The organism is Bacillus mesophilus (assembly GCF_011008845.1).
Lineage (GTDB): Bacteria > Bacillota > Bacilli > Bacillales > SA4 > Bacillus_BS > Bacillus_BS mesophilus.
This window is the reverse complement of the sequence record NZ_JAAIWM010000003.1, coordinates 370,010-383,754: the sequence shown is the minus strand read 5'-3', so window position 1 is coordinate 383,754 and position 13,745 is coordinate 370,010. Positions and strand designations below refer to the sequence as shown.

Annotated in this window: 13 protein-coding genes and 1 pseudogene; all 14 read left to right on the top strand. The window is 33.8% G+C overall.

Going from position 1 to position 13,745, the window contains the following annotated elements; translation table 11 throughout:
- Nucleotides 1–129 precede the first annotated feature (129 nt).
- On the top strand, nt 130–1,011 hold the full coding sequence (galU, locus tag G4D63_RS11795) for a UTP--glucose-1-phosphate uridylyltransferase GalU (RefSeq protein ID WP_163179837.1): 882 nt from the start codon (nt 130–132) through the stop codon (nt 1,009–1,011).
- A gap of 240 nt (nt 1,012–1,251) precedes the next feature.
- Complete coding sequence (locus G4D63_RS11790) at nt 1,252–1,566, top strand: type II secretion system protein (RefSeq protein ID WP_163179836.1); 315 nt, start codon at nt 1,252–1,254, stop codon at nt 1,564–1,566.
- A 412-nt stretch (nt 1,567–1,978) separates the two neighbouring features.
- The gene (locus G4D63_RS11785) at nt 1,979–3,094 is read left to right on the top strand and encodes an aminotransferase class I/II-fold pyridoxal phosphate-dependent enzyme (RefSeq protein ID WP_163179920.1); all 1,116 of its coding nucleotides are present in this window, start codon (nt 1,979–1,981) and stop codon (nt 3,092–3,094) included.
- Nucleotides 3,094–3,738: a sugar transferase gene (locus G4D63_RS11780; protein ID WP_163179835.1), complete on the top strand. Its 645-nt coding sequence runs from the start codon at nt 3,094–3,096 to the stop codon at nt 3,736–3,738. Before G4D63_RS11785 ends, G4D63_RS11780 begins: the two co-directional genes overlap by 1 nt.
- Nucleotides 3,735–4,352 carry an acetyltransferase gene (locus tag G4D63_RS11775; protein WP_163179834.1) on the top strand — a complete coding sequence of 206 codons (618 nt, stop codon included), beginning with the start codon at nt 3,735–3,737 and terminating at the stop codon, nt 4,350–4,352. The genes G4D63_RS11780 and G4D63_RS11775 overlap by 4 nt, the downstream gene beginning before the upstream one ends.
- A gap of 2 nt (nt 4,353–4,354) precedes the next feature.
- Nucleotides 4,355–5,566: a glycosyltransferase family 4 protein gene (locus tag G4D63_RS11770; protein ID WP_163179833.1), complete on the top strand. Its 1,212-nt coding sequence runs from the start codon at nt 4,355–4,357 to the stop codon at nt 5,564–5,566.
- A gap of 19 nt (nt 5,567–5,585) precedes the next feature.
- Nucleotides 5,586–6,608, top strand: coding sequence for a nucleoside-diphosphate sugar epimerase/dehydratase (locus G4D63_RS11765; protein WP_163179832.1), 1,023 nt, complete (start codon nt 5,586–5,588; stop codon nt 6,606–6,608).
- Complete coding sequence (locus tag G4D63_RS11760; RefSeq protein WP_163179831.1) at nt 6,605–7,714, top strand: capsular polysaccharide biosynthesis protein CapF; 1,110 nt, start codon at nt 6,605–6,607, stop codon at nt 7,712–7,714. The genes G4D63_RS11765 and G4D63_RS11760 overlap by 4 nt, the downstream gene beginning before the upstream one ends.
- 4 nt (nt 7,715–7,718) lie before the next feature.
- Nucleotides 7,719–8,846 carry a non-hydrolyzing UDP-N-acetylglucosamine 2-epimerase gene (wecB, locus tag G4D63_RS11755; RefSeq protein WP_163179830.1) on the top strand — a complete coding sequence of 376 codons (1,128 nt, stop codon included), beginning with the start codon at nt 7,719–7,721 and terminating at the stop codon, nt 8,844–8,846.
- A gap of 135 nt (nt 8,847–8,981) precedes the next feature.
- On the top strand, nt 8,982–10,232 hold the full coding sequence (locus G4D63_RS11750; RefSeq protein ID WP_163179829.1) for an oligosaccharide flippase family protein: 1,251 nt from the start codon (nt 8,982–8,984) through the stop codon (nt 10,230–10,232).
- A gap of 80 nt (nt 10,233–10,312) precedes the next feature.
- Nucleotides 10,313–11,653, top strand: a complete 1,341-nt coding sequence (locus G4D63_RS11745; RefSeq protein ID WP_163179828.1) for an oligosaccharide repeat unit polymerase — start codon at nt 10,313–10,315, stop codon at nt 11,651–11,653.
- Nucleotides 11,654–11,697: 44 nt separating this feature from the next.
- Entirely contained in the window at nt 11,698–12,912 is a 1,215-nt protein-coding gene (locus tag G4D63_RS22285) for a glycosyltransferase (RefSeq protein ID WP_163179827.1), read from the top strand.
- Nucleotides 12,913–12,926: 14 nt separating this feature from the next.
- Complete coding sequence (locus G4D63_RS22280) at nt 12,927–13,403, top strand: serine O-acetyltransferase (RefSeq protein ID WP_163179826.1); 477 nt, start codon at nt 12,927–12,929, stop codon at nt 13,401–13,403.
- A gap of 105 nt (nt 13,404–13,508) precedes the next feature.
- Nucleotides 13,509–13,717 (top strand): annotated as a pseudogene (locus G4D63_RS11730) (NAD-binding protein); the annotation flags it as partial.
- Nucleotides 13,718–13,745: the final 28 nt, after the last annotated feature.

Genomic DNA, 13,745 nt, shown 5'->3' with positions numbered 1-13,745 from the left:
GAGTTTTGGGAGAAATTGGTTCTCAATCTGATAAGTGCGCAAGAGAGAACTCCGTTCTTTGGACATTAAAAGATGTGAGAACTTCGTTCTCTGAAAAATAAGGTATTGACAGGTATGTAGGAGGAGCTTATGAAGAAGGTTAGGAAAGCTATTATTCCAGCTGCGGGATTAGGAACAAGGTTCCTTCCGGCTACGAAGGCTATGCCGAAAGAGATGTTGCCTATAGTTGATAAGCCAACGATACAGTATATCGTTGAAGAGGCTGTTAAGTCTGGTATTGAGGATATTATCATTGTGACTGGTAAAGGGAAACGTGCGATTGAGGATCATTTTGATCATGCGTTTGAGCTTGAGCAAAGCTTGTCTTTGAAAGGGAAGACGGATTTGTTAGAGAAGGTTCAGTATTCTTCTAATATGGTGGATATTCATTATATTCGTCAGAAGGAGCCTAAGGGATTAGGTCATGCGATTTGGTGTGCGCGTAAGTTTATTGGGGATGAGCCGTTTGCTGTATTGCTTGGGGATGATATTGTTCAGGCGGATACTCCTTGTTTGAAGCAGTTGATTGATCAATATGAAGAGACTAGAGCTTCTGTTATTGGGGTGCAGACGGTGCCTGATGAGGAGACTCATCGTTATGGGATTGTGGATCCTATTACGAAGATCGGACGTCGATATAGCGTGAATCAGTTTGTGGAGAAGCCTGAGCGGGGTACTGCTCCTTCTAATCTTGCGATTATGGGCCGTTATATCTTAACACCTGAGATCTTTATGTTCTTGGAGCAGCAGGAGATTGGTGCTGGTGGGGAGATTCAGTTAACGGATGCGATTCAAAAACTTAACGGAATTCAGCGTGTGTTTGCTTATGATTTTGAGGGTACGCGGTATGATGTTGGGGAGAAGATGGGGTTTGTTAAGACTACGGTGGAGTTTGCGATAAAGAATCCTGAGTTAAGAGAAGAGTTATTGGATTACCTGGAGGCTCTTTTGGAGATGGAGAGGGTTAGGTAGAGTTGTTGAGGGAAGATTTTGGAGCTCTTGCGAGCTTGGAGGTTAAGAAAAGTTGAGCTCTTCGAGCTTTTGATAGAAATAGATAAGCTCTACAAGCTAAAGAGATTTTTAAATAATAGTTGGATGTTTATACCGCCTTGAGATTGTTCATCAAACCAACTAATCGAGAGGCGGTACTATTATGGAAAAAAGTAAGTGGTGTAATTCTAGAGGTTTAACTTTAATTGAGTGCTTTGTGTTGTGGTTATTATAGGAATATGGGCTGCGGTTGCTAGTCCAATGTTTGTTGGGCTACAAGAGCAATTAAAAGAGGAAGTTTGTTTATATAATCTACAAATTATAGAAAGAGATTATGATAGAGATTTAGCTTTGAGTAATCGTGAACATTCGGATATGTTGTTTAACCAGCGTTTGGAGGGTTATGGTGATAGAATCTGTCCACTTGATGGTGTGGTTGTGTATGTAGACGGTGAAGTTCAATGTAGTGTTCATGGTAATGAAGAAGGACATGATGAGAGCGAGGAAGAGGAAGATAGTAATGTGCCGTTCCTTTGATTTTATATGTTAGTCTTTTTAGTTACTTATTTGTATTAAGATCAAAGGTGATGTCTCCTTATCTTTATCAAGGGAGGTACTCGGCTATGCTGTGGGTAGAAATCTACCTTAGACACTTTGTTGTCATTGGTATGGTGTGAGGTGGGGTTTGATGCCCTGTTTTTTATTTTATTTGTTAGTTGGTATATATAATAGGAAGAAACTCGGTTTTGGATGGTTATGAAGTGAATATCTAATTCGTATTTTCTTGGTAGATTGAATAGATATTACGAGGTGGCTATCAGAAGTAGATAACGATTTTAGTGGTTTAGAAGTTGGTTGGAGTAATAGTTTTGAAGATTCCAAGTAAGTCCTAATCTACTAAAATATTAACTTAACGATGGAAGGAAGTATATAGATGGAGACAACAAAAGTGAACGAGAGAATTTTTCTTTCATCACCTCATATGAGTGATGAAGGTTATGAAATGGAATATGTAAAGGAAGCTTTTGATACAAACTGGATCGCCCCTCTAGGAGAAAACGTAAATGGATTTGAAAGGGAACTAGCAGAAAAAGTTGGCTCTAAAGCAGCAGCAGCTCTTTCGTCTGGTACTGCAGCTATTCATTTAGCATTAAAAGCCGCTGGTGTTGGTGAGGGGGATATCGTCTTTTGTCCAACTCTTACGTTCTCAGCTACAGCTAATCCGATTATCTATCAAAATGCTGTTCCAGTATTTATAGATAGTAATTATGAAACATGGAATATGTGCCCGGAAGCTTTAGAAGAAGCTTTTCAAAAGTACCCCGAAGTAAAAGCAGTCATCGTAGTTCACCTTTATGGTTTGTCTGCCGATATGGATAGAATCGTAGAACTTTGTAAGAAGCATAATGTTGTTTTAATAGAAGATGCTGCTGAAAGTTTAGGAACTTACTATAAAGGTAAGCATACTGGAACATTTGGCGATTATGGCATCTTCTCTTTCAATGGAAACAAAATTATTACGACTTCCGGTGGTGGGATGCTTGTTTCTAATAATGAAGAGAGAATTGCTAAAGTAAGATTCTGGGCAACTCAATCTAGAGACCAAGCTAGACACTACCAACATAGCGAATTAGGGTTCAATTACCGAATGAGTAATGTTGTTGCTGGTATTGGTAGAGGGCAGTTAAAAGTTTTAGATCAACGTGTAGAAAAGAAGAATTATATCTATGAATTTTATAAGAGAGAACTTGGTGAGCTTGAAGGAGTCCAGTTTATGCCTAACACTGATTGGGATGCACCGAATTACTGGTTAAGCTCAATGACGTTAACTGGTAAAGTGAGGCCAATTGATATATTTGAAGCGTTGGAAGCTGAGAATATCGAGTCAAGACCGATTTGGAAGCCTATGCATATGCAACCTTTCTTTGAGAATTATAATTTTGTTGGAACGGATGTATCGGAGAAGTTGTTTGAGAATGGTGTTTGTTTGCCGTCTGATACGAAGATAACGGATGCCGACTTGGCGAAAATTGTAGAAATTATAAAGAAATTGTGGTGTAAATAATGAGTCATTCAAAAGGTAGATTTTATAGAAGGTTTATAAAAAGACCGATGGATTTCATATTGTCATTGATGGCTATTGTAGCACTAAGTCCTGTTCTTTTAGTAGTAGCTATCTTAGTAAGAACTAAACTAGGGAGTCCGGTATTGTTTAAGCAGCAACGTCCGGGTATTAATGAAGAGGTCTTTATGATGTATAAGTTTAGAACAATGACAGATGAAAGAGATGATAATGGTGATTTATTACCGGACAGTATAAGGTTGACGAAGTTTGGTAGGTTCCTACGTTCAACATCACTCGATGAACTACCGGAGCTCTTCAATATATTAAAAGGTGATATGTCTATTATTGGCCCTAGACCATTGTTAGTACAATACCTTCCCCTTTACAATGAGCATCAAAAACGCCGACACAAAGTTAGACCTGGTTTATCAGGATTAGCTCAAGTTAGTGGTAGGAATGCAATCAGTTGGGAAGATAAATTTAATCTAGATGTGGAATATGTAGATAATGTCAGTTTTGTAGGAGATTGGAAGATTATTTTTCTAACGATGAAAAAGGTATTTGTTAGGGAAGGTATCAACTCAGAAACTGCAGCGACGATGGAACATTTTAAGGGAACTAACAAGGAACGAATGGAATCATGAAAAACAAACTTCTCATAATTGGTGCTAGCGGACATGGTAAAGTTGTAGCTGATATCGCATTAAAAATGAATAAATGGCAGAGTATTGCTTTTTTAGATGATAACCAAAACATTAAATTATCGATGGGGTTAGAAGTTGTTGGGAAGTCTGATAAAGCTATTGAACATATAAATGGTTGGGACATTTTTGTAGGTGTTGGGAATAACGCAACTCGCAAAAAAATTCAAGAAAGGCTTGAAACTGAAGGTGCAAGCATACCAACGTTAATTCATCCTAATACTGTTATTGGAGAACAGGTTGACATAGCTTCTGGTACAGCTATCATGGCAGGAGTCGTAATTAATTGCTGCACTAAAATCGGAAAAGGATGCATTATAAATACAAGTACTTCGATCGACCACGACAATACAATTGAGGATTATGTTCATATTTCACCTGGTTCACATTTAGCTGGCACAGTGAAAGTTGGCCAGTTAACATGGTTAGGAATTGGTACTATAGTAAGTAATAACGTAAACATCGCAAGTGGATGCAAAACTGGGGCAGGTTCAGTTGTGGTTAAGGATATAAATGAAACTGGAACTTATATAGGCGTCCCAGTGAGGAGAGTTTAAGGATGAATATACTTTTTTTAACACTACTAGATTTCTCAACAATTAAGGAAAATGGAATATACACTGATTTGATGCGAGAGTTTGAAAAAGGTGGCCATAACGTATATATTATTTCTCCCACTGAAAAGAGAAAGCAACAACCAACAAAGTTAATAGACAATAAGAGTAATAAAATTCTAAAACTACAGATAGGGAATACTCAAAAAACAAATTTAATAGAAAAGGGTATTTCTACGCTTACCTTGGAGTCAAAATTCTTACAAGGTATAAAAAAGTATTTTCATGATGTTAAATTTGACTTAGTTGTATATTCGACGCCACCTATAACATTACAAAAAGCTGTTGAGTACGTAAAGAAACGAGACAATGCAAAGGCATATTTGCTTTTGAAGGATATATTTCCACAAAATGCAATAGATCTTGGAATGTTAGCAAGAGGTGGTTTTAAAGGATTACTATATAACTATTTTAGAACTAAAGAAAAAAAGCTATACCAAATATCTGATTATATAGGTTGTATGTCAAAAGCGAATGTAGATTTTATAATACAACATAATTCAGAGATACCTCGGGAAATTGTTGAGGTTTGCCCTAATAGCATAGACCCCCAGAGTGTAATAAAGAATGAACAGAAGATATCGGAAATTAAAGAGAAATATAATATTCCCCAAAATAAAACAGTGTTTATTTATGGTGGAAACTTAGGAAAACCTCAAGGACTTGATTTTTTAATTGAGTGCTTGAGAACAAATGAAAATAATGATCAAGTGTATTTTGTCATTGCTGGAGCGGGAACAGAGTTTAATAAATTAAAAACTTTTATGGATAATGCTAAGTTAACGAATGCACAATTATTTTCTCAGTTGCCTAAAGATGATTATGAGCTTTTAGCTAATTCGTGTGATGTTGGACTAATATTTTTGGATAAGAGATTTACAATACCTAACTTTCCATCAAGGATGCTTTCTTATATGCAGGCTTCCATGCCTGTGCTAGCAGCAACTGATATAAACACTGATATCGGACATGTTATTGAAAAAGGAAAGTTTGGCTATTGGTGCGAGAGTGGTAATATTAAAGAATTCAATAGGCACGTGCAGGCACTATGTAAAAAGCAATTGAGAATACAAATGGGCGAAAACGCTAGGGAGTATTTAGATAGTAATTATACCGCAAAGCACTCATATGAAATAATTATGAGCCACTTCAAATAAAAGGAAAGAGGTTTAATACATGTTTAAAGATAAAACTCTACTTATTACAGGCGGCACAGGTTCTTTTGGCAATGCTGTAATGAATAGGTTCTTAGATACAGATATAAAGGAAATCAGAATTTTTTCAAGAGATGAAAAGAAACAGGATGATATGCGAAAGCTTTATAAAAATGATAAACTCAAATTTTATTTAGGAGACGTACGTGATTTAGCAAGTGTAAAAAATGCTATGTACGGTGTGGATTACATTTTTCATGCAGCAGCACTTAAACAAGTACCTTCGTGTGAGTTCTTCCCTCTAGAAGCTGTAAAAACTAATGTGATTGGTACAGAAAATGTTCTTACTGCAGCTATTGAAAATAATGTAACGAAAGTTATTTGCTTATCTACAGATAAGGCTGCTTATCCAATAAACGCTATGGGCATTTCGAAAGCAATGATGGAAAAGGTATTTGTAGCCAAGTCAAATACAGTAGATCCTAATAGAACTCTTATTTGTGGTACACGTTATGGGAATGTTATGGCATCAAGAGGTTCAGTAATTCCTCTATTTATTGAACAGATAAAAAACGGACAACCTATAACTGTTACAGATCCCAATATGACTAGATTTCTAATGAGTCTTGAAGAAGCTGTAAAATTAGTAGTATTTGCATTCGAAAATGCTGAAGCTGGAGACATCATGGTCCAAAAATCTCCCGCATCAACTATTGGAGATTTAGCACAAGCTCTTAAGGAGTTATTTAATGTAGATAATGAAATCAAAGTTATTGGTACACGTCACGGAGAAAAGTTGTATGAAACATTACTGACTAGGGAAGAGCATGTAGTTGCTCAAGACTTAGGTGGGTTTTATCGTGTTCCTGCTGACAAAAGAGATCTAAACTATGATAAGTATTTCGTAGAAGGCGATCAGAAGTTATCCTCTGAAGAGGAGTACAACTCTCATAATACGGAGAGATTATCTATTGAGGGAATTAAAGACAAATTATTAATGCTAGATTATGTTCGTGAAGAGTTGAAAGGCTGGAATCAATCATGAAGATATTAGTGACTGGTGCAAAAGGGTTTGTAGGTAAAAACTTAATCGCAGAGTTAAGAAATCAAAATTACACAGATATCTTTGAATTCAGTAGGGAAACTGATCAAGTATTACTTGAAGAATATTGTAAAGAAGCGGATTTCGTGTTTCATCTAGCAGGAGTAAATCGTCCAAAGGACCAGTCAGAATTTATGGACGGTAATTATGGTTTTTCATCAACATTACTAGAAACATTGAAAAAACACAAAAATACTTGTCCCGTAATGATTTCTTCATCTACACAGGCTGAACTAGATAATCCTTATGGGATCAGTAAAAAAGCTGGTGAAGACTTGTTTTTCGATTATAGTAAAGAAACTGGTGCAAAAGTACTTGTCTATCGTTTACCAAATGTTTTTGGGAAATGGTGTAGACCAAATTACAATAGTGCAGTAGCTACATTTTGTCATAACGTTGCACACGTTTTACCGATTAATGTGAATGATCCTAGCGTAGTAATGAACTTAGTTTATATAGATGATGTAGTTGGTGAATTTATCAATGCTTTAAAAGGTAAAGAAAATAATAAGGGAGATTTTTGTGAAGTTCCAATAGTTCATACGATTACACTTGGTGAAATTGTAGAACTTATTTATTCATTTAAGAAAAGTCGTGAAGAACGAGCTGTTCCAAATATGTCTGAACCTTTTACGAAAAAGTTATATAGTACGTATTTGAGTTATCTGCCGGAAGACCAGTTTAGTTATGACCTTAAGATGAACGTAGATCAAAGAGGGTCTTTTACAGAGTTTATTAAAACCCCAGATAGAGGACAGGTTTCTGTGAATATTTCTAAACCAGGTATCACAAAGGGCAATCATTGGCATCACACAAAGAATGAGAAATTCCTTGTGGTAAGTGGAAAAGGGGTTATTCGTTTTAGAAAGATTGATTCAGTTAAAGTCATCGAATATTTTGTAAGTGGAGAAAAATTAGAAGTAGTTGATATACCTACTGGTTACACACATAATATTGAAAATCTAGGGGATACCGATATGGTCACGATTATGTGGGCAAACGAGTATTTTAATCCAGAAAAGCCAGACACCTATTTCTTGGAGGTATAAATAAATGGAAAAATTAAAAGTCATGACAGTGGTAGGTACTAGACCGGAGATTATTAGACTGTCAGCTGTTATTAATAAATTAGAAGAATCAAATGCAATAGAACATACCTTAGTCCATACTGGTCAAAATTATGATTATGAATTAAATGAAGTTTTTTTTAATGACTTTAATTTAAAGAAACCGGATTATTTTCTTAATGCAGCTACTGGAACGGCTGTAGAGACGATAGGGAATATTCTTGTTAAAATTGATCCAATAATGGAAGAAGTAAAACCAGATGCATTTTTAGTTCTGGGAGATACAAATAGCTGTTTATGTGCGATTGCTGCTAAGAGAAGACATATTCCAATCTTCCACATGGAGGCTGGAAACAGATGCTTTGATCAAAGGGTGCCTGAAGAGACTAACAGAAAAATAGTTGACCATACAGCTGACATTAATTTAACGTATAGTGATATTGCTAGAGAATATCTTCTTAGAGAGGGTTTTGCTTCAGATAGAATTATAAAAACAGGAAGCCCAATGTATGAAGTTCTTAACTCTAGAAAACATGATATTGAGAACTCAGATGTTCTAGAGAGATTGGAACTTAAAGAAGGAAACTACTTCGTTGTCTCAGCACACAGAGAAGAAAATATTAATTCAGAATCGAACTTCTTAGACCTAGTTGATAGTTTAAATGCTATAGCTGAAAAATATAATATGCCGGTGATTGTAAGTACACATCCTAGAACAAGAAAAATGATTGAAGCTAAAGGCATTAAGTTTAATCCACTGGTTAAAACGTTGAAGCCCCTAGGGTTTAATGACTATGTAAAACTACAAATTATGTCAAAAGCTGTCCTAAGTGATAGTGGAACAATTAGTGAGGAGTCTTCTATTCTTGGTTTTAGAGCACTAAATATTAGACAAGCTCATGAGAGGCCAGAGGCAATGGAAGAGGCTTCGGTGATGATGGTAGGGCTTAAGAAGAAAAGAATTTTGCAAGGGTTAGATATTCTAGAAACTCAAGTAGATGATACTCTAAGATTTGTTAGCGACTATAGTATGCCTAATGTTTCGGATAAGGTACTTAGGATAATATTGTCTTATACGGATTATGTAAATAGAGTTATATGGGGAAAGAAATAAAAAATTATATATAGTGATATAACTTTTTGAAACTATCATGTAGAAATTATTAATTTGTTTTTACACCAATAATTTTAAGTGTATACAATAAAGTATAATTTTTATCTTATTTTAAAAGTAATGGAGCATTTAAACTTGAAGCCAATTACAAGTCAAATTTCTTTGAAAAATAGCTTTATGTATTCAATTATGGGTAATACAGTGTTTGCCTTTAGTCAGTGGGTTATTATTGTAATAATTGCTAAGGTTAATTCACCTGAGGTGTTAGGACAATATTCTCTAGGCCTGGCTATTACTATTCCAATTTTCTTGTTTTTAGGTATGAACTTCAGAAGTATTCAAGCAGCGGATTATGTTCAATTATATGAATTTAATGATTATTTTTATACGAGAGTTTTAACAAGTGCTATTGGGCTGGTAGTTACAGCTTTTATAGTTTTGTTAAGCGATTTTATATTTGATACAAAATTAATAATTTTAGCAATGGCATTATACCGTTTTTTTGAGTCGATATCAGATGTTTCACACGGGTTATTTCAACAAAAGGAAAGAATGGATATTCTTTCCTACTCAAAAATATTACAAAGCTTATTGTCAGTTATTCTTTTTACTATCAGTCTAATAGTCTTTGGAAGTATTCTTATATCTATTTTATTCCAGTCTATTTCATTTTTAGCGATTTTCTTATTTTATAATTTAAAATGGGTAGTTCATTTAAATAATAGGAAGAAAATATTAACAAAAGGTAAGAATGTACTTATAATACTTAAAAATAATAGTAAGCAACTTATAGTATTGGGGTTACCTTTAGGCTTTGTTGCGGGTTTAGACTCATTAAACTCTAATTTACCTAGATTCATGATACAATATTTTATGGACGAGAGAAATGTAGGATTTTATTCTTCAATAATGAATATCATGATAGCCTTTGGAACTGTTATTTCTGCGTTATGCCACGCCGCGATTCCTAGATTAGCAAAATACTACGTTAATAAGGATGCTGTGACCTTTTACAAGCTTTTGAAAAATCTTATGTTATTTGGTTTTGTCGTATCTTCATTTAGTATATTGGCAAGTTACTTTTATGGGGATACTATTCTTTCTATATTGTATACCAATGATTATAGTGATTTAAAGTATACTCTAACTTTCATGATGATTGCGGGACTGTTTTGGTATACCACTAGTTTTATTTCAACTGCGTTAATAGCAGTAAAAAAATACACAGTCCAAGTACCTATAATGATAACTTCTACAATAATTACTTTCATTTTTTCTTTGATATTTATTCCTTTGTATGGTATAGATGGGGCGGTTTATTCCGTTATTCTTTCAAATATCATTAGGCTATTTATATCAATTGTTATATTCAGATACAAAGTATGAATCCATATTAAATTTAGGAAAAAACAAAATTAATTGTTCATCTAAGAAAAATAGACAAAGACTAGAAGGGTTAAGTGCATATGATTATTTTTGTTGTTAGTTTAATACTATTAGTTTTTTTCTTAACTCCAATGATAATTTGGAGAAACAAAGGTGGAGATTTGTTGTCCCCGCTAATGATTTCTTGTTTCTTTTTAGTCTTAACTACTGTTCCATATTTATTATCTATTAGTATCAATAATGATGTGATTAATCACAATATAAGTAGACATTTTCAATATAATGAATTAGATCAAATTATATCATTTTATGGATTAGTACAAATAATCGGATTTATAGGTTTGCTTTTTGGTTTGAAATTTAGAATTCCAAATGCTTTTATCTCTAGTATCCCAGTTCTTAAATTTAAGGAGAGTAGAATTAGATATAATACCATTTTTTTAACTTCCGGGTTAATTGGCTTATTCGGTTACCTAATATTCTTAAATGATATAGGTGGCTTTTACTTTTTAATTAATAACCTGCAACATAGAGCAGAATTCACATCTGGTAATGGATATACTCTAGTATTGTTTATCTTCCTTAATATATCTGTCTATACTTTTATATATACCTTTAAGTTTAAAAAAAATATTCTAAAGTATATAATTTTATTTCTTTTAATATTACTTGTTTCTTTTACTCTTTCGACCCTTGGTGGTCGAAAACCGACTTTGCAATTTTTAGTTACATGCGTAATTGTATGGCACTATGGTGTGGTACGCATTAAAAAAGTACCTTTAAAAACCTTTTTACTAGTACCTATTTTATTAATCTATATAGTAGTCATACCGATACTGAGAAGCCCTGACGGATTTGAAAATTTAGTTAATAACCCTACTCATATTTATAATGATGTCATTGAGAGTACTGGTAGTGTCTTTCAGCAAATAAGTTATGTAGACCACTATTTATTTATTACAAATCATTTTGATCTGAAAAACATTTGGTTAGGAAGAAGTTATGTCGATCTTTTAATAGCACCGATCCCCAGTAGGTTATATAGTGATAAACCACCTGTAGATGAAGGGGTATACTTGAGAACATTAGTGGATGGGCAGGATGTTATACCTTCAGTACCATTTAATAGATTATTTCCTTCTTCATTACCAACTGAAACCCTTGGAACTATGTTTATGAACTTTTGGATACCTGGAGTGTTTTTAGGAATGTACATTTTAGGGATGATATATAAAATTTCATATTTATATATGAAAAGATCTAATTTTAATTTGTTTTCTATAATTATTTTCGGATTAATTATATTAAACTTTCAATTAAGTAACTTGAAAATTGTTCAGACATCTAGTTATGTTATTGCTATTACTTTAGTTTTTTTTGTTCTTTCAAAAGTATTAAATCTGTTTGGTAAGGTTAGATAAATAAAATATCGACTTAGAAATTGATTCTAAATGGGAGGTTAATAGTGAAGTTATTACTTGTAATAGACGCTCATTTATATAGAACACCTGATGGAAAAGTTTGGAGTAAAACAATTTATGATTACGAATTTTGTAAAAGATATCTAGAAGTATTTAACGAAGTTAGAGTGGTTTCAAGGGTAATGAAGGTTGAGGAGATTAACCAGGATAGTTACTTAAGGGTTGATGGCAGTTCCGTAGAAGTGTTTGATATGCCGTTTTTTCGCGGCCCTAAAGAATATATCGGAAACATAAAAAGAATAAGTAAACTGTTGAGCTCTGCAATTGTGGATTGTGATTGTGCAATCTTTAGAATACCTTCTTCTTTATCATTTATACTATATAAAGAATTTAGAAAAACGGGTAAGCCTTTTGCGGTGGAGGTGGTCGCTGATCCGTGGGATAGTTTATCTCCAAAAGTAACAAAGGGTTTTATGGGGGTAATTGCCAGATTTAATTGGACATATTATCAAAAGAAGATGTGTCGGGAAGCTAATGGTTCGTCATATGTTACTAGTAACTATTTACAATCAAGATACCCTTCGCATATAAGAAAATTTGGAAACACGAAGAATTTCTTTGAGTCAAGCTATTCTACTATTTCATTAGAAACTGACTTTTACTCAGAGCCTAAAATGTTTTTAAATAAGAAAGAACTTAAAATCGTTCATACAGCAAATAATATAAATAATTTTGTTAAAGGTCATGATACCTTAATTAAGGCATTATCTATTGTGAAAAAAAAGGGGTATAATGTAAAAGTTATTTTTATTGGTGATGGTGACAAAAGGGTATATTTTGAAGAATTAGCTGATTCGCTAAATATAAAGTCGAGTATTCATTTCACGGGGATGTTATCCAGCAAAAATAGAATAAGAGAGATTTTAATTGATTCTGATATGTTCATTTTCCCTACAAGAGCAGAAGGATTACCGAGGGCATTAATTGAAGCTATGGCGGTAGGACTTCCTTGTATTTCAACTCCAGTAAGTGGCATACCTGAATTGTTAAGTAGTGATTACTTAGTAGACCCTGAGGATGTGGAAGGTTTTGCAAATAGTATAATAAATTTTATTAATAACCCCGCATTAATGGAAAAGGTTAGTCAGTCTAATATAACAAAGGCAAAAGAGTACGAGTCAAATATCCTACAAAAAAAGAGGGTTGAATTTTACAAGAATTTAAAATCTATTTGCAATACACCTATAAAAGGTTATTGAAGGGAAGAACGTTAGTGTTAATTAAGAAGAATATCTTTAAGTTATGGCATGTTTTATCAGGTAAAACTGCTAGAGCTGTATTATTCTATAGGTTAAGTAATTGGTTTTATAATAACAAACTTAAATTACTATCTCATTTTTTTTGGAGGTTAAACGTTACATTACATTCAGTCGAAATATCACCTATGGCGAAAATTGGAAAGGACCTTAAAATAGCACATTCCGTAGGAATAGTTATTGGTGCTGGGACATCAGTCGGTAAGAATCTAAGTATTTACCAAAATGTTACAATTGGGTCTAAGATAGATAGGAATGGTAAGGCACAATATCCAATTATTGGTGACAATGTTACTTTATATCCAGGCTGTGTAGTTATAGGTAATATTACGATTGGTGATGATGCGGTTGTTGCTCCAAATGCAGTAGTGATTAAAGATGTTCCTTCTAAGACTGTTGCAATGGGGATACCAGCAATAATAAAGAGCTTATAAAGGCTACTCTTAATAAGCTTAGTAATTTGTAGTTATTAGGTTATTTGTATAAGGATATGCTGATTATCTGTTATAAAAATTATTTTTAGAAAGGAAAACTAACGTATGTACAAAATAGCAGTAGCTGGAACAGGGTACGTCGGTTTAGTTGCCGGTGTTTGTTTTGCTGAAGTAGGCCATCAAGTAACCTGTGTTGATATAGATGAAAAAAAAGTAGAATTAATGAGGTCTGGATTTTCTCCAATTTATGAAACAGGTTTAGAAGAGTTAATGAAAAAAATTATTCTGCTGGAAGAATTGAGTATACAACTGAGGACGAGGGGACAGGGACTTTGTCCCAGC